The sequence below is a fragment of the Streptococcus sp. SI1 genome, from assembly GCF_030439945.1.
GTDB lineage: Bacteria > Bacillota > Bacilli > Lactobacillales > Streptococcaceae > Streptococcus > Streptococcus intermedius.
The window spans coordinates 41,151-61,430 of record NZ_JAQFJE010000001.1 but is presented as its reverse complement, the minus strand read 5'-3'; the positions used below and the strand labels follow the sequence as shown (position 1 = coordinate 61,430).

The window sequence follows — 20,280 nt, the reverse complement described above, 5'->3', positions numbered from 1 at the left end:
GCTATAATGAAACTAAGAAGTTTGACTATAATTGACCAATTGATCTTCGCCAAGTAAATTTTTCAAAGAAAGAGGTAGCGTATGCTTTGTCAAAACTGTAAAATAAATGAATCTACCATTCATCTTTACACAAATGTTAATGGGAAACAACATCAAGTTGACCTCTGTCAAAATTGTTATCAAATCATGAAAACGGATCCAAACAATGCCTTATTTCGTGGCATGACCAATATGAATAATCAAAACAACCTAGACCCATTTGATGATTTCTTTAGCAATATAGGGAATTTTCAAAATCATCAAGAACCGCAGACTCCTCCTACTCAATCAGGTGGTGGATATGGCAATGGAGGCTATGGCTCCAATCAAGGCAATAGTACACGCCAACAAGCACCACAGCAACCTAAAGGTCTCCTAGAAGAATTCGGTATCAATGTGACTGAATTTGCTCGGCGTGGTGAAATTGACCCCGTGATTGGTCGTGATGAGGAAATTGTTCGTGTTATTGAAATCCTCAATCGTAGAACGAAGAACAACCCTGTCCTCATCGGAGAGCCCGGTGTCGGTAAAACAGCAGTTGTCGAAGGCTTGGCTCAGAAAATTGTAGACGGTGATGTGCCACATAAACTCCAAGGCAAAGAAGTTATCCGCTTAGATGTCGTTAGCTTGGTTCAAGGAACTGGTATCCGTGGTCAATTTGAAGAACGAATGCAAAAACTTATGAACGAAATTCGCTCTCGTCAGGATGTGATATTATTCATTGATGAAATTCACGAAATTGTTGGAGCTGGTTCTGCCGGTGATGGAAATATGGATGCTGGAAACATTCTAAAACCAGCACTTGCTCGCGGTGAACTCCAATTAGTTGGTGCCACAACTCTCAATGAATACCGGATTATCGAAAAAGATGCTGCACTGGAACGCCGTATGCAGCCTGTAAAAGTTGATGAACCAACAGTTGAAGAAACGATCACTATCCTCAAAGGTATTCAAAAGAAATACGAAGACTATCACCACGTCAAATACACCGACGATGCCATTGAAGCAGCAGCTGTCTTGTCCAATCGGTATATCCAAGATCGCTTCTTGCCTGATAAGGCCATTGACTTGCTAGATGAAGCAGGCTCTAAGATGAATCTGACACTTAACTTTGTCGATCCAAAAGTCATTGATCAACGATTGGTAGAAGCTGAAAATCTCAAGGCACAAGCTACTCGTGATGAAGATTTTGAAAAAGCTGCTTATTTCCGTGACCAAATTGCCAAATACAAAGAAATGCAGCAAAATAAAATGGCTGATCAAGATACGCCTCTTATCAGTGAAAAAACCATTGAACATATCATTGAGCAAAAGACCAATATTCCAGTTGGCGACTTGAAAGAAAAGGAACAATCACAATTGATTAGTCTGGCTGATGATTTGAAAACTCATGTCATTGGTCAAGATGATGCTGTTGATAAAATTGCCAAAGCTATTCGCCGTAATCGAGTTGGACTAGGTACACCAAACCGACCAATTGGTTCTTTCCTTTTTGTTGGGCCAACCGGTGTCGGCAAAACAGAACTTTCTAAACAACTAGCGATTGAGCTCTTTGGTTCAGCTGACAGCATGATTCGCTTTGATATGAGTGAGTATATGGAAAAACATAGCGTAGCAAAACTCGTCGGAGCGCCTCCAGGTTACGTTGGCTACGAAGAGGCTGGGCAATTAACAGAACGCGTACGTCGTAATCCTTATTCTCTCATTTTACTTGATGAAATAGAAAAAGCTCACCCAGATGTCATGCATATGTTCTTGCAAGTACTGGATGACGGACGTCTGACAGATGGACAAGGTCGGACAGTCAGTTTCAAAGATACGATTATCATTATGACTTCCAACGCCGGTACTGGAAAAGTTGAAGCAAACGTCGGATTCGGTGCAGCGCGTGAAGGACGAACCAATTCTGTTATCGGTGAATTAGGAAACTTCTTCAGTCCAGAATTTATGAACCGTTTTGATGGTATTATTGAGTTCAAATCTCTTAGCAAGGAAAATCTCCTACAAATCGTAGATTTGATGCTTAAAGATGTCAATGAACGGCTTGCCACGAATGACATTTACCTAGATGTAACAGATAAAGTCAAGGAAAAATTAGTTAATCTTGGTTACGATCCGAAAATGGGAGCTCGTCCACTTCGTCGGACAATCCAAGATCACATTGAGGATGCTATCACTGACTACTATCTTGAACATCCAAGCGACAAAGAGCTCAAAGCTATCATGACAAGTAATGGTAAGATTGTCATCAAACCAGCTAAAAAATCTGAGAATAAATCCAAGACAACAATAGATAACAATGCTAATTAGATACAAAAATCACTCCTTAGAAGTTTCTCTAAGGAGTGATTTCTAGTTACTGAACCCTGTATCTCAAAATTGTCTTCAGCTTTTGTGGACTTGTTCGATTTTTGTTGTTCAAATATATTTCACGATGGTAATTCATACAACGTTTTAACCCATTTTCTTGACAGAAAGCATCCATTTTCGCAAAAGTTTGCGGTTCATCGTCAAAAGGTCCTACATGAAGCATTGCAATACTATTTCCTTCATCCATTCGTTCGAAGCGAATTTCATCATAGTGTAAATTTGGTTTTTTCACTTTTACTTTTGCAAGAGCTTTTTCAACCATTTCTCTGGTGATAAACTCCGGCTGTGCAATCATAATTGTATAAACCAAGTCATCTTTTACTAAAACTTCTGCTTCTTTTTGCCGCCAAATCCCTTCCAGCGGATAGACTGTAAAATCTGTCACTTCTAGCTCTGGATTGGATTTTTTATAATCCATTTTAACTGCATAAGCAAGAGAGTACAGAGCCGAAACTCGCTCAGAGAAATCAGAGCTATTTGGATTGCCTTCTCCGTCAATCATAATGAAAGTCTGGTCAGGAACCGTCACTAGCGTCGGACTTGCCTTCACACCATATATAGCTTTTTCAGCCTTTCTCCATTCATATTTCATTTGTTTACCCCTTTCGTTTTTCTATCATAATCATAACAAAGTAAACTTGTCAGTTTCTGTCAACTTTTATATTTTTGGAAAATTTCGTTTAATTTTTTTGCTAATTTCTGTCGCACTTCAGGCGGTTCTAACACTTCCACTCCATCCAAAAAGGATAAAAGATAAGCATAAAGACTGTCATGATTCGGAAATTCTGCTTCTACAAGTAAATTTCCTACCACATCTGTCGAAATCAAACCAGAAAATTCTTCATAGACACGAAAAGCTTGATGTTTTTCAAATTTCAATTGTAGCCGAATTGTTTCCTGTTGGTTTTCTTTACTTTGAAAGTCAGCTTGTCTTAATTCTCGGTCAAATATTTCAGGTGATAGCTGGCAGTGATTGATTCGACTTAGTTTGAATAACCGAAAATCCTGTTTTCTCCGACAAAATCCATATAAATACCAATCTTGACTTTTAAAAATCAATTGCATAGGTTCAACCCATCTGCTCATCTCTTCACCCTGTTGATTCAAGTAGTCAAACTGAAGAAGCCGCCTCTGAAAGATTCCTCTCTTAATCTGCTCGAACGTTTCTTGATAGTATTTTTGTCCACGCCAATCTGTAAAATCAATTTGTAGCCAGTTATCCATTTTAATTTGAAACAAAGCCTGCAGCTTTTCTAATACTTGATTTTCTTCTCGTAAAGCTTGTAAGCCTTGTACAGATAAGAGCAATTCTTCTTGCTCCTGAGCCGATAGTAAACTTTTATCCAGTACAAATGAATCCAGTAAAAAAATGCCACCGCCTTTCCCCGGATTACAATAAATAGGGATACCTACACTGCTTAACCGATCCACATCACGATAAATAGTACGAATCGACACCTCAAACTTCTCAGCCAATGCTGGTGCTGTAGCATGCCCATTCCCTAGTAGATAATAAATGATACCTAGTAATCTTCCTTGAGTCATGTTTTCACCTCTCTATAATTATACCATTATAACTTGCCAAATCTTGTCTTGTTTTAATAACAAGTGACTGAACAAAACGAAATCTTATTAAACCCTTGACAGTAACCACTTCATCCTTTATGATAATAGTAAACTAGTCACAAAAGAGGAACAAATATGACAGTCGCAACTTTTGGAGAAAGACAAGAAGGCATTCAATATGTTAATCGCTATGGTGTTTACGCAGTTATTCCAGACGAAAAGAAAGAAAATATAATTTTAGTCCAGGCTCCAAACGGTGCTTGGTTCTTACCAGGAGGCGAGATTGAGCAAGGCGAAGATCACTTGACTGCCTTAAAACGTGAACTGATTGAAGAGCTTGGTTTTACTGCTCACATTGGTCAATATTACGGAGAAGCAGATGAATATTTCTATTCTCGTCACCGCGACACTTATTTTTATAACCCTGCCTACATTTATGAAATAAGCCATTATGAGAAATTACAAGCACCGTTAGAGGATTTTAATCAGCTTGCTTGGTTTCCAATCGAAGAAGCTATTTCCAAACTAAAACGTGGAAGCCATAAATGGGGAATTGAAATGTGGAAAAAGAGTCATAAAGTCTGAGAAATTGTTCACATTTCTTATGGAAAAGTGCTATAATAGGGATAGAATATAGGAGGAAATCAGATGAAGCTTATTAACACGACAAACAGCCATGCACGCCTTGTACAAAGTCAATTAGAAAGTACAGATGCTACACTAGTTGAGACTTTTTCCGCCGGAAATACAGACGTCGTCTTTACGCAAGCCCCTCTTCATTATGAAATTCTGATTTCAAATAAACACCGTGCCATTCGTGAACAAGAAGTTGAAAAAATTCGAGAATTTTTTCTGAAACGAAAGGTTAATACAAAATCGATTGATGCATCTCGAATTAAGACACTCTATTCAACAAATCTTATTGAAATATCCATTCCAACCAAATAGGCCTCACAGGGCTTATTTTTTTATCTAAAAAAGGAGGGAATTCGCACCAAAGTACTCCCTCTGCTCCCGTTTTATTATTTTTGTTTAACATAATCCATCATGTCGTATGGTAACGTATTAGCAGTTTCTTTTAAAGAATAGTTTTCTAAATTATTAACATTTTGACGAAGATATTTTGCATAACTCGCTGAGATGAGCTTTTCGTGTTCATACTCAAAAATAATCTTCCGTTCCAAATAGTACCCTCGCAGCATTTCCTTGATATTATTCGGTTTGATACGCGTAATAACCCGCTCAATAAAAGCACCACTTTCAATAATCGCTGTCTCACGAATGCGCGAATCTTGTAAGAAATTGATGAGTGCAGTATTATAAACACCCTTCAAATTTTCTAAACTACTAATAATCACTTCTGTATTGGCTAAATACAGCTCGGCAATTTCTTCTTTTTCAGTTTTACTAGGATTTATTCTATCTTGATTGAGCCAATTACGAAAAGTAGAACCCAGCGTAAATACCTCATGAAGTAGGAAGCGAACAATTCGAAAAGAAACAATCAAAAAATAGTTTAAGCGCGAAGCGAGATTTCGATTGATTCTTTGTTCCATACTCCATAAATAGCGCTGATAAATGGAGTAGGCACGATTGCTAATATTCCTTTCTTCGTAAGCCTGTTCTAGACCATCGCTTTCGATACTTAACATCAATAATTGCAAATCTGTCAAGTCCTTTTGAACAGATTTTCCTTCTTGCTCTAAAATAAGATGCTCAATCCGTCCATGATAATTATCAATAGCTGCATAAAGAGGAGCCTTAACTTTAGTGTGTTTCAACTCTTTTTCCAATTCTTGGACAACGTCATTTAAAATAGCAATCTGCATGAGGTAGTCTGATGACTCTTCTTTGTTTTCTGACAACCGAGGCAATACTACAAGTCCTGTCAAAAAACTAAGTAACGTAACTCCAGCCACCAAAAAAAGTAAAAGGGGATATTTTTTCTCTAAAGCTGTTGGAATCAAGAGAATCGTCGCAATAGACACCGTTCCTTTCACACCTGAAAAAGTCAACAGTGCCATATCCCTCCAATAATTTGACATTCTTTTTTTCAACCGCAGACTTCTCAAAAAATAAAAGCCAGAAATCATTACAAAACGAATGGCAAACAACACAATCGTTAACAAAAGAATTGTCAGAAGAAGCCAGAAATTATCATATACAGGATTCTTCAAAATAGGCTCAGCTATCGTTTCCAACTCAATTCCTAAAATAACAAAGACAGACCCGTTCAACATAAATGTAACAGTTTGCCAAATCGTATCTGTCACGATATTAACTTGAGCTTCTAATAAAGTAATCCTTTTAAAACGACTGGCCTTAAAAATTCCTGCCACGACCACAGCAATAATCCCTGATACATGGATTTCTTCTGCTAGAAAGAAAGTCAATAATGGTAAACTTAGTTCTAACAACAATTCTCCTGCAATATCTGAGGCTCGAACCGTATGAAGTAACTTTTGTAACTGCCGGTTCAAAAAAGCAGTAAAGCTACCTACTAGAAAGCCACCTATAATGGAAATAAGCAGAGAAAAACTTGCTTGCTTAATAGAAAACGTTCCTGTCATCCAAGCCATCAAAGCAAATTGAAAAGCAACCAGACCACTCGCATCATTCAACAAGCCCTCACCTTTCAAAATATTTTCTACACGTTTTGGAAAGGTAAAGCGTTCAGATAAGGACGCAAAGGCCACTAAATCAGTTGGCCCCAAAGCGGCCCCAACTGCGATACAAGCCGCAAGAGGAAGAACTGCCCAAAGTACATGCGCTAAAAAGCCAAGACTCAAAGTAGAGAGAAAGATCACTGGAAAAATTAAATAAACCACAATCTTCCAATGCTTAAGAATACTAGTAACGTCACTTTCTTCTGCCTCCCGAAACAGTAACGGTCCAATGATAAGAGCTAGAAAAATCTCCGTTTCCAAATGAAATCTGCCGATCGGCAGAAGAAATCTCAAGCCAATTCCTAAAAGAATTTGTACAAGAGGTGTTGGCAGACTAGGAAATAGCTTATTCATCGCATTTGAAACAATCAAAACAGATAAGAAGATAATAATATAAAGGAGTAAGCTCACATTTTCCTCCTTTATTTTTGTTTACAATATTTTTCAAACAAAGTTTTTTGCTCTGAAATTTTCTGTTCAATTTTCGATACATCACGATGTTCAATGATTTTTTGGCAGCGTTCCCTTTCGAGATGGACCAATTTTTTCTTAATCCGAAGCATCTTTTTGCTCATATGCGCATTATTTAATTGCTTGCTCAATATTTCTCCATTGGTCGACTCAAGGTATTGACTACGCAAATTATTTAATTTTTCATGTAGATAGTATTTATCCATAATTATCTCCGGTTAAGTCGTTCTTAATTTCTCAATCATCACCAAAAAAGGGGGGTAATTAATTTGATTGATAGTTTTATAAAGAGCGACTGTAAATTCCTGCTGTGGCAACTGACCAACAAAATCCAAAACTGCATCTCGCTCCACATCACCACCTATATGCCCATAGTAAATCATAACAGCAATTCGACCACCAACTACTAAACACTGACATAATTTTTCTAACGCTTGTATGGTTGTATGTGGCTGGGTAATTACCGACTTATCTGCTGACGGCAGATAGCCTAAATTAAAAATAGCTGCCTTCGTGCTCTTAATGTACTGCCCCACATTTTCATGACCAGTTAAAAGCAATTCAACATTATCTACTTTAGCTTCTGTTAAACGCTTGGTAGTTTGTTCGAGGGCTTGTTTTTGAATATCAAAAGCATAGACTTTTTTAGCTAATTGTGCCAAGAAAAGAGTATCATGTCCATTTCCCATAGTAGCATCTACGACTATATCTTCTTTGGTTATGACTTCTGATAAAAAGGCATGTGCCATTTGCAATGGTCTTAACATATAAATCGCTGCTCCTTTGCCTTACATCCTTGAACACTGCCACGACGGTTCATTTCTTGCTCAATCGCATTCAGCACTTCCCATTTATTGAGACTCCACATAGGGCCAATTAACATATCTCGTGACGCATCACCTGTAATCCGATGAATGACAATATGTTCAGGGATGATTTCTAATTGATCACAGATAATAGAAACATACTCATCTTGGCTAAGCAACTGCAAACGCCCTTCATGATAATCTCGTTGCATACGTGTGTTAGTCATTAAATGCAAAAGATGTAGCTTGATGCCTTGAATATCATTGTCTGTCACACAGCGCCGAACATTTTCTATCATCATCTCATGGCTTTCACCAGGCAAACCATTAATTAAATGGGCAACAATCTCAATTTTGGGATATCTCCGTATACGTTGAACTGTTTCAACGTATAATTCATATGAATGTGCGCGATTAATCAATTGCGAAGTAGTTTCATAAGTCGTCTGCAGGCCCAACTCTACCGTCACATGCATACGTTCAGATAATTCTGCTAGATAAGCAATTGTCTCATCAGGCAAGCAGTCTGGTCTGGTTCCAATGTTGATACCTACAACTCCTGGCTCATTGATGGCCTGTTCATAGCGTTCACGAATGACTTCCACCTTATCATGGGTATTAGTGAAATTTTGAAAATAAACTAGATATTTTTTGACTTCAGGCCACTTTCGATGCATGAAGGCAATTTCCTTATAAAATTGCTCACGGATAGGAGCCTCTGGTGCTACAATAGCATCACCAGATCCTGACACCGTACAAAAAGTACAGCCGCCATGAGCAACCGTTCCGTCTCGATTAGGGCAATCAAATCCCGCGTCAATTGGGACTTTAAAGGTCTTCTCTCCAAATAGTTTTCGATAATAAGTATTCAAAGAATTATAAGGTTTCATAACTTCCATTTTACCACAAAATAAAATAGAACTCGCGTTCGGAGTTCTCTTACACTTTATTAATAGTTGGCTTCCATTGATGTTTTTTCAAGTCCACGCAGCCATTCGTTTTAAAAGTCACTCCTTCGGCCCAAAGAAGATGTCTCTGCTCCTCCCACGCTGGCACTAAGCGTCCCATAGCATTCACCACACGATGACAAGGATATTTTCCATAAGATCCAGCCTGAGATAAGACGCGACCAACTAAACGAGCATTTTTTTCTCGTCCAATCAATCTGGCAATTTGCCCATACGTAGCGACTTCTCCTACGGGAATGCAGGCTACAACTGATAAAATTTGGTTTATTAATTTTTCATTCAATACTTTATTCATCAGCATTTCCCTTGTGACAACCTAATTTTGTTTTCTTCTAAAACGCCATTGGAAACGCAACTTATCATAATAAGGAAATTCAATATGCAACATCCCTAAACCTAAGAAAAGACTTCCTAAAATATCTGTTGGATAATGAACTCCTAGATAAACGCGAGATGTCATGATTGTAAGAATGAATACCATGAGTAACACTTGCAGCAAATGTCTGAGATGACGATTTTTCACGCGCTGGCTCACAATAATCACTAACGCCCCAACAACTAACGTCGAAGCCAAGGCATGTCCACTCGGAAAAGAAAATCCACCTTCTTCTACTAAATGTTGGATCGTAGGACGAGGACGTTGATAGACATTTTTCAAAAGAGCCACTAAAATTCCCGTCAAAGCAAGGTTGCCAGCCAAAAGAATCGCCTCACTCCACCATTTTTTATAAAGGAAAAGAACAACTAAAACTACAACCCAAGTTATAATAACGGGTATGTTGATTAGACTTGTCACGTTAGAAAAGAAAAATGTCAAAGAATCTGGTAAATCCCCACGCAAAATTGTCTGAATTGGCCGATCAAAGCCTTTTAAATAATTAGGATGAAACTTGACAACATATCCTAAAATCACAAAAAGTAAAAGGGCAAAAGAGCCCTTGGTTAAAAACGTTTGTTTATTTTTCATACTTGATTAAAATTGGTTTCAAAAGCAAGTTGCTGAGCCAAAAAGCAATTGCAAAAACCGTACCTTCTAATAAATTAAATGGAATGACCATCGCAAATAAATAATTTGCCACACCAAGAATCTTTGAAATATCAAAATTCGCAAATGTTGCATATAGCGGAATAGCGTAAATATAATTGAGAATCAGCATTGCTAAGGTCAATCCGAGTGTCCCTAACACAGAAGCATTCAAGAAACGAACAGTTGTCTGTTCCTTTTTCCAAATGAGCCCAAAAGCAATGACGAAAATAGCTACTGCAATGATATTCATTGGCAAGCCAATATAGGTATTGACACCTTGAGTATTCAGCACCAGTTTCAATATTGAACGAAGCAATAAAATACTGAAAGCACCTTTGAGATCTAGCACTACTAAACCAATTAAAATAGATAAAATACTAAAATCTAGCTTTAAAAAACTGGCTCCCGGTAAAAGCGGAAAATCAAAGAACATCAGCAAAAATGAGATAGCTGAAAGTATGGCAATAATAGCCATTTCCCGTGTATGTGTCATAACAGATTCCTCCAATTTTATTAAAATTAGAGAAGCTGGAAGGCTTGCTGAAGAATATCTTATCCCAATCAATAAAACCTTTATGATAGTATAAGGAAATTTCCTTAAATAAAATTTAAAAGTCACCGTTTGGGAATTTCTCCCTTGCCTTTCGTCTTCTCCCATCCAGACTGTACTGTCGGTTGTGGAATTACACCACATCAGCTCATGCTCGCGGACTTAAAACAGTTTATTCAGTTGACAAAGCTTTTATTTTTAGAGTATGTTACACTTCAAAGCTATATCAAGAAATTATAACATTTCATAAAAAGTAACAGATTATCAACGACTGTAAATCACCGCCGGTCGGGAATTTCACCCTGCCCTGAAGACCCTTTAATCATAACAAAAAAAGCCTGCAAGGGCAAGCGTTTTATCTGAATCGTTCCGATATCATTCTTTTAATTTGTCATGATCATATTTATGTACTAGATCTAATCCTGTAAAATCTTGCTGCCGTAGTGCTTCATACACCATCATACAAACTGTGTTTGACAAATTCAAACTTCTGACATGCTCATCATTCATTGGAATACGCAAAGCTTTTTTAGAATGAGCACGCATAAATGCCTCTGGCAATCCTTTATCTTCACGTCCAAACATGAAATAATGATTCCCAGCGATTGCAAAATTTTCTTCTGTATAGACCTTCTCTGCAAACTTAGAAATCAAATAAAGATGCCCATCCATTGTACTCATGAACTCTTCTATACTATCATAATAAGTAATATCCAGCTTGTCCCAATAATCCAGACCCGCTCGTTTCATCTTGCGATCATCAATCGGGAATCCCATTGGTAAAATGATGTGAAGCGGTGAATTCGTTGCTGCACAAGTCCGGGCAATATTCCCAGTATTCTGTGGAATTTGTGGTTCAAAAAGAACAATGTGGTTTTTACATGTCATAATTTTTCATACCTGATTTCATTACTCATACAAAAAATAGCCACACTGCCCGGAGTCAAGCTCAGCAGACAGCGTGGTTAAGACATCATTAACTTACATCACAACAGGTTTGAGGTAAATCAATGAAGGTACTTTTTTAGTATATCACTTTCTTTGTACATGTCAATAAAAAAACCTAATTATTTGGTAATTTTTTAAAATTTATCTTCTCGGTTTCATCAGAATACCTTATTTAAACAAAATATACATTTTTCTTTCTTCAAAGTGATGAAATTTTAGTAAAAAAAGGGTATGATAGGATAGGATACTTGGGAGGTATAAGATGAAAATTATTGTCGTTGGTGGCGGTAAAGTCGGAGCTGCACTCTGCCGTTCACTTGTGGCGGAAAATCATGATGTGATTCTAATCGAACAAAATGAATCTGTCCTCAATAGGGTTACAAAACGTTATGATATTATGGGCATTGTGGGTAACGGTGCCAATTTTAAAATTTTAGAACAGGCTGATGTCGGACATTGTGACATTTTTATTGCCATGACGGAGCAAGATGAAGTCAATATGATTTCAGCTGTATTAGCTAAAAAAATGGGAGCAAAAGAAACGATTGTTCGTGCTCGTAACCCAGAATATTCAAATTCTTATTTTAAAGAAAAAAATATTCTTGGTTTTTCGCTTATTGTCAATCCTGAGCTACTAGCAGCCCGGTACATTGCCAATATCATCGAATTTCCTAACGCACTTTCTGTGGAACATTTTTCAAATGGACGTGTCAGTTTAATGGCCTTCAAAGTCAAACAAAATAGCAACCTCTGCCAGATGACTTTATCTCAATTCCGAAAAAAATTTGGAAATGTTCTGATTTGTGCCATCGAACGCGATAATCAATTGTTCATTCCAGACGGTGAAATCACCATTTTGCAGAATGATACTATCTATGTCACTGGAAACCGAGTCGAGGTTATTCTTTTCCATAATTTCGTTCGACCAAAAGTCATAAAAAGTCTGATGCTCATTGGAGCTGGGAAAATTGCTTATTACCTACTCAATATCCTAAAAAATAGCAAAATAAAACTGAAGGTCATTGAAATCAATCCGAGACATGCTGAATGGTTTAGTCAAGAATTTCCACATTTACATATTGTTCAAGGAGACGGTACCGCAAAAGACATTTTACTAGAAGAAAGTGCTCAACATTATGATGCAGTCGCTACATTGACTGGGGTGGATGAAGAAAATATCATTTCTTCTATGTTCCTTGAAAGCATGGGTGTTCAAAAAAATATCACAAAAATCAATCGGACTAGCTTGCTTGAAATCGTAGATAGTCAGGAATTTTCAAGCATTGTCACACCAAAGAGAATCGCGGTAGATACGATTATGCACTTTGTCCGTGGACGTGTGAATGCCCAGTATTCCGATTTACAAGCTATGCATCACTTAGCGAATGGACTACTTGAAACCCTGCAATTTCAAATCAAGGAAGAAAATAAAATGACTGGAAGGGCACTTTCCACTTTAAAATTAAAAAAAGGTGTCTTAATTGCAGCTATTATCCGAAACGGAAAACCTATTTTCCCAACAGGTGAGGATCAAATTCAAATCGACGACCAAATCATCGTTACAACACTAATACAAAATATCACACAAATCTATGATTTATTAGAGAGGTAAACCATGAATAGAAGTATGATTCGTTTCCTCCTCTCAAAGCTATTAATCATTGAAGCTGGACTACTGCTGGTTCCGCTCATTGTAGCGTTCATCTATCATGAACCAAATGATATTTTACTCTCCATTGGTGCTACAATTGGCATTCTCTTAGTCGTCGGACTTTTAGGAAGTACTTTTAAGCCAAAAAATCATCACATCTATGCTAAAGAAGGAGTTTTAATTGTCGCTTTATGCTGGATACTTTGGTCCTTCTTCGGGGCTCTTCCTTTTGTTTTTTCAGGACAAATTCCTCACCTCATAGATGCTTTCTTTGAGATTAGTTCAGGCTTTACAACAACAGGTGCCTCTATCTTACCAGATGTCTCTGTCTTATCACATTCTCTACTCTTTTGGCGTAGTTTCACCCACTTAATCGGAGGCATGGGAGTCCTCGTCTTTGCCCTTGCTATCATGGAAAATAATAAAAATAGCCATTTGGAAGTGATGCGCGCAGAGGTGCCTGGTCCTGTCTTTGGTAAAGTCGTCTCTAAATTAAAGGACACTGCGCAAATTCTCTATTTACTCTATTTGGCACTTTTTGTTATTTTTGTGATAATCTATTACTTAGCAGGTATGCCTCTATTTGATAGCTTTATCATTGCGATGGGAACAGCAGGTACTGGAGGTTTCGCAGTTTACAATGATGGTATTGCTCACTATAACAGCTCTCTCATTACGTATCTAGTCAGTTTTGGAGTACTTATCTTTGGAGTGAATTTCAATCTCTATTACTTTTTACTATTGAGGAAATTTAAAGCATTCTTTGGCGATGAAGAATTGCGAACTTATCTCATTATTGTAACATCTGCAACTATATTCATCTGTCTCAATGTTTTCCATATTTATCAAAATCTTTCCCAGACCTTGGAAGTTTCTCTTTTTCAAGTATCTAACATTATCACCACAACCGGTTTTGGGCTTGGTGACATTACCTCTTGGCCACTCTTTTCTCAATTTATTCTCCTCATTCTCATGTGTATAGGAGGTTCTGCTGGTTCTACAGCCGGAGGGTTAAAGGTTGTTCGCTGCTTAATATTAGTTCGTATCGCCAAAAATCAAATACTATCCACTCTTTCACCGAAACGTGTACTGACCTTGCATGTGAATCATAATGTGATTGACAAAGACACACAGCATAAAATCTTAAAATATCTTGTGCTATATGCAATGATGATCATCTGTCTTATCTTTATCGTCAGTTTAGACAATAATAATTTGATGACAGTTGTTAGTGCTGTTCTTAGTTGTTTCAACAACATTGGTCCAATGTTAGGAACAACAGACAGCTTTGCAATCTTTGGTCCAATTTCCAAATTACTGCTTTCTCTTGCTATGATTGCTGGACGTTTAGAAATTTACCCGATGATTCTGCTCTTTATGCCACAAACTTGGTCCAAACGATAACTAGATTAAATAAAAACTCGCCAGTCAATAGACTAGTGAGTTTCTTTATTTTCTGAGTGATTGCGTCTCAAACTAAAATCATCCGGTACAGGATCATCTCCTCCGTTCGCCCATGGATGGCAACGCAAAATACGTGCAATCCCCATCAACAACCCCTTAATGCCATGTTTTTCTATCGCTTGAATCATGTAGTTTGAGCAAGTCGGCTGATAACGACAGGAAGGTGGAAAAGCTGGTGAGATAAATTTTTGATAAAAACGGATTAGCGCGATAAGGACTTTTTTCATTATTTTTTCTTTGTAACAGCTAGATTATGTAACTGACTGACCTCTTTTTTATTGAGACGGCGAGCTTCACCCGGACGAAGGCCAGTTAAATTTAGATGGCCAAATTGCGTGCGGGAAAGTTTATCTACTTGCAAACCAACAGCCTCAAACATCTTTTTTACTTGATGATTTCGCCCTTCATGAATCGTCAACTGGATAATCGAACGATTTTTAACAGGGTCTACTTTCAGAATTTCATAAACAGCTGGTTTGGTTTTCTTACCATCAATTTTTACACCTTTTATCAACGGTCGAAGGACCTCTTTATCAGCTACCCCCTTGACACGAGCGACATAGACCTTATCAATCTCATTTCGAGGATGAATCATTTCATCTGTAAAATCTCCATCATTTGTCAAAATTAAGGCACCTGACGTATCCCAATCAAGCCTCCCTACTGGATAAATCCGTTCTGTGACATTTGGTAACAAATCAACTACTGTTTGACGACCTTTGTCATCTGTCACGCTTGAAATAACACCACGTGGCTTATTTAAGAGGTAGTACACTTTTTCTTCATTGTAAATTGGCTGACCATTTACCTCCACGCGATCTCCAGACTTGATCGTCGTTGCCAATTCACGAATAACTTGTCCGTTTACAGTGACCAGCCCTTGCTTTATCAATTCTTCTGCTTTTCTACGACTAGCAATCCCAGCATGGGCAATATATTTATTGATTCTCATCCTCTATCCTTTCAGCAAATAGTTGACTTTCCTCTGTTATTAGCTCTGTTTCTTCCACTACTGGCAATTCTTCTAGGCTATTGATGCCCATATAATCCAAAAAATAATCAGTCGTCACATAAAGATTTGGGCGACCAAGCACTTCTTTCTTCCCATTTTCGCGAATCAAATCAAAAATCTGTAACTTAGAGATTGCACCACTAGAATTGACACCGCGAATCTCATCCACTTCAATTCTTGTAATAGGTTGCTTATAAGCAATAATAGATAGAGTCTCCAAGGCAGCTCTTGATAAACTTTGATTGATCGGAGCCTTTGAATATTCCCGCAAAAGGTCAGCGAAATCTTGTTTGGTAACAATTTTATAAGCATTCGATGTCTCTAATAGAGCAAGACTTGAATCTTCGTCTTTTCGATATTTTTCTGCTAATTTCTCCAAACTCTGTATCACACCCGTAGGCGGTATAGAGAGGAGATCTGCTAGTTGACGGACACGCAAGCCGTCCTCACCTGCTACAAAGAGCAAGGCTTCAATCTCTGCTAATTTACTCATTTCTTTTTCCCATTAGATAAATATTCCCAAAATTTTCTTCCTGCACCACTTGAATTTCTTGTACTTTTACCAATTCCAATGTTGCTAAAAATAGAGTAATGACTTCATTTATATCTTTTGTTTCTGAGAAGATTGCTTGAAGAGCAATTTTTTCTTGTAAATGGCAGCGATTGCGTATTACATTCATCATGTCTTCAATTTTATATTCGTCTTTGACAATGGTTGTGTGGTTTTGAGCAAATTCTTCTCTTTTTTGTGTCATCAACTTTGAAAAAGCCAGAAACAAATCAATCGTTGTTTTGTCATGACGTAACTCAGCATTTTCATATACCAATTCGATTTTAGGTTTGGAATAATAAAGAGCCCGTTCTTCATGCTGCTCTGCCATTTTCTCACCTAACAATTTGAATTTCCGATATTCTTCGATTTGAGCAAGTAAATCTTGCTCCAGATTCTCTTCAGTTTCTATGGTATCCGCCACTTTTGGCAAGAGCTTCCGACTTTTAATCAACATGAGCTGACTCGCCATGACCATATATTCACCAGTCACTTCTAACTTCATAGCTTGAAGGGTCGCTACATAAGCTAAGTACTGCTCAATAACCTCTGTAATCGGCACATCATAGATATCCATTTGGTATCTTGACACCAAATGAAGTAATAAATCCAATGGGCCTTCAAAATCTTTAATTTTTATGTCCATTATCTATATTTTTCCAACGTCATCATTGTTTTCAAACCTAAATTGCGCGCAATTTCATATATTTCTACGCCTTTCTCTCGCTGACGTAAAATATATTGCTCTCGCAAACTCTGAGCAGATAAGGTAGCTTGATTTTTTTCAATCAAAAAAGCCTCTAATTGACGAAAGCCCCATTGCCGTGAATAGGTTTTCCCATTTTTTTCTAACAAATAAGTCCCTTCCAGAGTTGTTCCCAGTTCTCCAATCAATTGATCTGGAATAGGGACAATACGCTTTTGACCTGCTTTCTCAATGCGAATAATCTGAAAATCTAGATTTACATCTGCTACTTTTAACTGCAAAATTTCACTTGGTAACAGCCCCATTTCCAAAATGAGAAGTGCAATCAAACGACCGTTGTATTGATTTGTATCGGCATAAAAATTAGATAAGTCCAAAATCTCCGCATCGTGTTCTTTCGGAATTCCAACTTTTGGCAACTCTAGGCGATAAAAATTTGAAATGAAGCGTTTGTTGTATAAATAATACAAAAATTGATTGACAGCAGATAGCTTTCGCTTTTGAACAGAAGGTTTGAAGTCAGCAATAGAAGCCCGATAAATTCGAAGATTAGTATCTGTAATTTTTGCATGAATCACATCTACAAACTGCTCCAAATCATAAAAATAAGCTGTTTTTGAATTGTCAGATAAATTTTTTCCTTCTAAAAAGGTGATTATTTCTTCTTTCATTTTGGATGGATCTCGTATTCATTCGCAAAGCTGTGTAAAAGAGCATTGACTGCTTTTAAGATAGATTTGCGCGTAATAATTCCTTGAAACGTATTTTCCTGATCAACAACTGGCAAGAAGGACTCATCTACTAATTTATGTAGTACTTCTGTCAATGTAAAATCTGGGCCGACAGTTAGGTCATCTTTTTTTGCCATATGCACAATATCAGTTGTCATAAACTCTTCATCAGGGATTTCGTGCTGCATTTGATAAGATAAGATATCTGTTAGCGAAATCGTACCCACAAACTTTTTCTGATCTGTTACTACCGGTACTCGTGAGTATGTCATTTGACTCAGTAATAAAATAGCATGGTCTGCATTATGGGTGTCAATCAAGACAGCCAAGTTTTCTGCTGGTGTTAAAAAAGTGTCTTCTTGCTGTAAGAGAAAATTTTCAAATTCTTTGGCAATCATCGAGAAAACTCCTTTGAGAGGCGAGAGTATAGGTCGTGTTGACGTGTATAGTAGTCTACATGGAATGCATCATCAGTAATCTCTACTTTAGCATAAAGTCGCTCATTAATAACACCTCGTGGTTGACTGATCGACCCCGGATTTAAAAAGAGCGTTTTCCCTTCCATCCACGCATCTGGAATATGCAAATGCCCATATAAACAAATATCTGCATCTACCTCTTGTGCCCACAAATCCAATTTTTGAAAACCAAAATTGATATGCTGAAGGTGACCATGAGTTTGTGCAATAACGGTACCATTTAAATCTGTCACCAAACGATCTGGATAGCCACCATAGAAATCCATGTTCCCTGCTACAACATAAATTCCTTGCCACACTTCGTCATCACTTGGCAACTCAGAATCACCATTATGAAAAATAGCATCTACTTTTCCGAGATAATAGGTCTTTATCTCTTCTACAATAGCACGATCGCCATGAGAATCACTCATTACGATGATGGTTTGTTTTGCCATGTTGGAAATACCTCCACTAATTTTTGAACTGCTTGAGCTCGATGTGATTGAGCATTCTTTTCTTCCATTGTTAATTCTGCAGATGTTTTGCCTGTTTCACCTACTAAAAATAACGGATCATAGCCAAATCCATTCTCACCTTTTGGCTCAAAATTAATATAGCCTGCCCAGTCAGCCTCCACGACTAGACTTTCTTTAGTAGGACTTGCTACCACAAGAGTTGTATGAAACTGCGCTGAGCGATCTTTCAACTCGAAAACCATTGCCAATTCATGTAGTAGTTTTGCATTATTTTCTAAGTCTGTCGCATCATTTCCAGCAAAGCGAGCAGACCAAACTCCAGGCAGACCACCTAACGCATCTACTTTTAAGCCTGAATCATCTGCCAATACCATTTTGCCAGTCAGCTTAGAGATAGTCTCTGCTTTTAAACGAGCATTTTCTTCAAAAGTCATCCCAGTTTCTGCGACTTCTGGTAAATCAGGATAATCATTCAGATTTTCAATCTGATAGCCTAATTTTTCAAAGATTCTGCGGAATTCAGCGGTCTTTCCCTCATTACGAGTAGCAATTAAAATCGTATCTCCTACTGTCAAACCTGACAATTCTTGTTGAGAAAAGAAAACATTTAATTTGACACCTTTTTCAGGCAAGTGCACTAAAACTAATTGTTCCTTTTCCGTGATTAAAATAGCACCCTTATGAAATTGTGCCTGAAACTGTGATCCTTGATTTTCATTGATTAGTTGCAAGACGAATTGAACAAAAGACATGATTGAGTTATATTGAATGACAGTAACCGAAAAAGACTGTCCTTCAACTACTAATTGACGGAGCTCTTCCTCCATTCGACTAAGTTCTTCTGAAATAACATCTTTAAAATAGAATCCCCTGCCATAGGAAGACCATTCTCCAACATACCAATCTTGAGCATCTTTATACTCATAAACGTTATTACTCATAATGTTACATGCTCCACATTTATTTTTTTGTTTAACCACGTTTCTGCAATTTCAGCAAACCTTTTCGCATTTGCTGTTGTAAAAAAGCGGTGTTGCAGGAGTTTTCCTTCTCTGCTATGATTGATTTCAAAGTAGTTTAGCAAGACAGAAATGTCCCGTACACATTCTGCTCCGCTGTCAATCAATTTCACAGTTGGTCCCATCACATTTTGAATGATTGGTTTTAGTAAAGGATAATGAGTACAACCTAGTACTAAAGTGTCCACCTTGCCTTTTAAAGGCATTAAGCTTTCATACACCACTTTTTTCGTAATACTAGACGACAGTTCATTAGATTCTACTAGCGGTACAAATTTGGGACAAGAAAGACTTGTCACTTCCACTTCCGGTAAGAGACGTTCGATTTTTTGACGATAAATATCTGATTGAATCGTCATTGGCGTTCCTATAATGCCAATCGTTCCATGTTGAGATGCTTTAATTGCTGCACTAGCTCCTGGTAAGATGACTCCTAAAACTGGGATATCTAACTTTTCTTTGATGTCTTCCCAAACCACAGCAGTAGCTGTATTGCAGGCGAGAACAATCATTTTGACATTTTGGGTTAAAAGGAATTGTACCAATTGCCATGTGTATTCCCGAATTTGCTCTGCAGGTCGGGGACCATAAGGCGCACGTGCAGAATCGCCAATATAAATTACTTCCTCATGTGGAAGTTGCCGCATCAGCTCACGAACAACTGTCAAACCGCCCACGCCTGAGTCTAAAAAACCAATTGGTCGATTATCCATAAGTTCTTCTTTCTAAAGAAGGGACTGGGTGCAAGTCCCAAATCCCCATTCATTTATCTCTTTAAAAATCAATTTATCGTATAAAA

At 37.6% G+C, this 20,280-nt stretch carries 24 protein-coding genes and 1 riboswitch; of the genes, 5 read left to right on the top strand and 19 right to left on the bottom strand.

Annotation, left to right across the window (positions count from 1 at the left end; genetic code table 11):
* Window positions 1–81: 81 nt before the first annotated feature.
* Window positions 82–2,349 carry an ATP-dependent Clp protease ATP-binding subunit gene (locus PCY10_RS00390; protein ID WP_021002484.1) on the top strand — a complete coding sequence of 756 codons (2,268 nt, stop codon included), beginning with the start codon at window positions 82–84 and terminating at the stop codon, window positions 2,347–2,349.
* Between the two features lie 46 nt (window positions 2,350–2,395).
* Here PCY10_RS00390 and PCY10_RS00385 read toward each other — a convergent pair whose 3' ends face one another.
* Both PCY10_RS00385 and PCY10_RS00380 read right to left on the bottom strand, forming a co-directional pair.
* Window positions 2,396–3,001 carry a GyrI-like domain-containing protein gene (locus PCY10_RS00385; RefSeq protein ID WP_003071947.1) on the bottom strand — a complete coding sequence of 202 codons (606 nt, stop codon included), beginning with the start codon at window positions 2,999–3,001 and terminating at the stop codon, window positions 2,396–2,398.
* 59 nt (window positions 3,002–3,060) lie between these two features.
* The gene (locus tag PCY10_RS00380) at window positions 3,061–3,954 is read right to left on the bottom strand and encodes a YafY family protein (RefSeq protein WP_003077000.1); all 894 of its coding nucleotides are present in this window, start codon (window positions 3,952–3,954) and stop codon (window positions 3,061–3,063) included.
* Window positions 3,955–4,110: 156 nt separating this feature from the next.
* Here PCY10_RS00380 and PCY10_RS00375 point away from each other — a divergent pair, with 156 nt between their 5' ends.
* Entirely contained in the window at window positions 4,111–4,560 is a 450-nt protein-coding gene (locus PCY10_RS00375; protein WP_021002483.1) for an NUDIX hydrolase, read from the top strand.
* Between the two features lie 63 nt (window positions 4,561–4,623).
* Window positions 4,624–4,923 (top strand): DUF1827 family protein, encoded by a 300-nt coding sequence (locus PCY10_RS00370; RefSeq protein WP_003071940.1) that lies wholly within the window; start codon window positions 4,624–4,626, stop codon window positions 4,921–4,923.
* Between the two features lie 74 nt (window positions 4,924–4,997).
* Here PCY10_RS00370 and PCY10_RS00365 read toward each other — a convergent pair whose 3' ends face one another.
* From PCY10_RS00365 to PCY10_RS00330, 8 genes are all read right to left on the bottom strand, one after another.
* A complete protein-coding gene (locus PCY10_RS00365) occupies window positions 4,998–7,052 on the bottom strand; it encodes a sodium:proton antiporter (protein ID WP_021002482.1) in 2,055 nt (684 codons plus the stop codon).
* Window positions 7,053–7,063: 11 nt separating this feature from the next.
* On the bottom strand, window positions 7,064–7,318 hold the full coding sequence (locus PCY10_RS00360; RefSeq protein WP_021002481.1) for a hypothetical protein: 255 nt from the start codon (window positions 7,316–7,318) through the stop codon (window positions 7,064–7,066).
* 12 nt (window positions 7,319–7,330) lie between these two features.
* On the bottom strand, window positions 7,331–7,879 hold the full coding sequence (locus tag PCY10_RS00355; protein ID WP_003071927.1) for a class I SAM-dependent methyltransferase: 549 nt from the start codon (window positions 7,877–7,879) through the stop codon (window positions 7,331–7,333).
* Window positions 7,873–8,808 carry a TIGR01212 family radical SAM protein gene (locus PCY10_RS00350; RefSeq protein WP_080654557.1) on the bottom strand — a complete coding sequence of 312 codons (936 nt, stop codon included), beginning with the start codon at window positions 8,806–8,808 and terminating at the stop codon, window positions 7,873–7,875. Before PCY10_RS00350 ends, PCY10_RS00355 begins: the two co-directional genes overlap by 7 nt.
* Window positions 8,809–8,857: 49 nt before the next feature.
* Window positions 8,858–9,181, bottom strand: coding sequence for an MGMT family protein (locus PCY10_RS00345; RefSeq protein ID WP_020998365.1), 324 nt, complete (start codon window positions 9,179–9,181; stop codon window positions 8,858–8,860).
* A 21-nt stretch (window positions 9,182–9,202) separates the two neighbouring features.
* Complete coding sequence (locus PCY10_RS00340; protein WP_009569177.1) at window positions 9,203–9,853, bottom strand: phosphatase PAP2 family protein; 651 nt, start codon at window positions 9,851–9,853, stop codon at window positions 9,203–9,205.
* Window positions 9,843–10,406 carry an ECF transporter S component gene (locus PCY10_RS00335; protein WP_301558733.1) on the bottom strand — a complete coding sequence of 188 codons (564 nt, stop codon included), beginning with the start codon at window positions 10,404–10,406 and terminating at the stop codon, window positions 9,843–9,845. Before PCY10_RS00335 ends, PCY10_RS00340 begins: the two co-directional genes overlap by 11 nt.
* A gap of 149 nt (window positions 10,407–10,555) precedes the next feature.
* Window positions 10,556–10,782, bottom strand: a riboswitch (FMN riboswitch).
* Between the two features lie 56 nt (window positions 10,783–10,838).
* Window positions 10,839–11,351 carry a tRNA (cytidine(34)-2'-O)-methyltransferase gene (locus PCY10_RS00330; RefSeq protein ID WP_021002478.1) on the bottom strand — a complete coding sequence of 171 codons (513 nt, stop codon included), beginning with the start codon at window positions 11,349–11,351 and terminating at the stop codon, window positions 10,839–10,841.
* Between the two features lie 322 nt (window positions 11,352–11,673).
* Here PCY10_RS00330 and trkA point away from each other — a divergent pair, with 322 nt between their 5' ends.
* Together trkA and PCY10_RS00320 are read left to right on the top strand one after the other, a co-directional pair.
* Window positions 11,674–13,023, top strand: coding sequence for a Trk system potassium transporter TrkA (gene trkA, locus PCY10_RS00325; protein ID WP_021002477.1), 1,350 nt, complete (start codon window positions 11,674–11,676; stop codon window positions 13,021–13,023).
* Between the two features lie 3 nt (window positions 13,024–13,026).
* Window positions 13,027–14,466 carry a TrkH family potassium uptake protein gene (locus tag PCY10_RS00320; protein WP_009569184.1) on the top strand — a complete coding sequence of 480 codons (1,440 nt, stop codon included), beginning with the start codon at window positions 13,027–13,029 and terminating at the stop codon, window positions 14,464–14,466.
* A 32-nt stretch (window positions 14,467–14,498) separates the two neighbouring features.
* On the opposite strand, the gene yidD is transcribed toward PCY10_RS00320, so the two are convergent.
* The 9 genes from yidD to racE are packed head-to-tail and all read right to left on the bottom strand — an operon-like array spanning window position 14,499 to window position 20,194.
* Window positions 14,499–14,753, bottom strand: coding sequence for a membrane protein insertion efficiency factor YidD (yidD, locus tag PCY10_RS00315; protein ID WP_003068165.1), 255 nt, complete (start codon window positions 14,751–14,753; stop codon window positions 14,499–14,501).
* Window positions 14,753–15,478 (bottom strand): pseudouridine synthase, encoded by a 726-nt coding sequence (locus PCY10_RS00310; protein WP_021002476.1) that lies wholly within the window; start codon window positions 15,476–15,478, stop codon window positions 14,753–14,755. The genes yidD and PCY10_RS00310 overlap by 1 nt, the downstream gene beginning before the upstream one ends.
* Complete coding sequence (scpB, locus tag PCY10_RS00305) at window positions 15,465–16,031, bottom strand: SMC-Scp complex subunit ScpB (RefSeq protein WP_003076907.1); 567 nt, start codon at window positions 16,029–16,031, stop codon at window positions 15,465–15,467. The genes PCY10_RS00310 and scpB overlap by 14 nt, the downstream gene beginning before the upstream one ends.
* On the bottom strand, window positions 16,024–16,734 hold the full coding sequence (locus tag PCY10_RS00300; protein WP_020998359.1) for a segregation/condensation protein A: 711 nt from the start codon (window positions 16,732–16,734) through the stop codon (window positions 16,024–16,026). Before PCY10_RS00300 ends, scpB begins: the two co-directional genes overlap by 8 nt.
* On the bottom strand, window positions 16,734–17,465 hold the full coding sequence (gene xerD / locus PCY10_RS00295; protein ID WP_003068161.1) for a site-specific tyrosine recombinase XerD: 732 nt from the start codon (window positions 17,463–17,465) through the stop codon (window positions 16,734–16,736). The genes PCY10_RS00300 and xerD overlap by 1 nt, the downstream gene beginning before the upstream one ends.
* Window positions 17,462–17,923 carry a cyclic-di-AMP-binding protein CbpB gene (cbpB, locus tag PCY10_RS00290; RefSeq protein ID WP_003071900.1) on the bottom strand — a complete coding sequence of 154 codons (462 nt, stop codon included), beginning with the start codon at window positions 17,921–17,923 and terminating at the stop codon, window positions 17,462–17,464. The genes xerD and cbpB overlap by 4 nt, the downstream gene beginning before the upstream one ends.
* Window positions 17,920–18,441, bottom strand: a complete 522-nt coding sequence (locus PCY10_RS00285; RefSeq protein ID WP_003071897.1) for a metallophosphoesterase — start codon at window positions 18,439–18,441, stop codon at window positions 17,920–17,922. Before PCY10_RS00285 ends, cbpB begins: the two co-directional genes overlap by 4 nt.
* Complete coding sequence (locus tag PCY10_RS00280; protein WP_021002475.1) at window positions 18,417–19,403, bottom strand: nucleoside-triphosphate diphosphatase; 987 nt, start codon at window positions 19,401–19,403, stop codon at window positions 18,417–18,419. The genes PCY10_RS00285 and PCY10_RS00280 overlap by 25 nt, the downstream gene beginning before the upstream one ends.
* Complete coding sequence (racE, locus tag PCY10_RS00275; RefSeq protein WP_003071893.1) at window positions 19,400–20,194, bottom strand: glutamate racemase; 795 nt, start codon at window positions 20,192–20,194, stop codon at window positions 19,400–19,402. The genes PCY10_RS00280 and racE overlap by 4 nt, the downstream gene beginning before the upstream one ends.
* Window positions 20,195–20,280 lie beyond the last annotated feature (86 nt).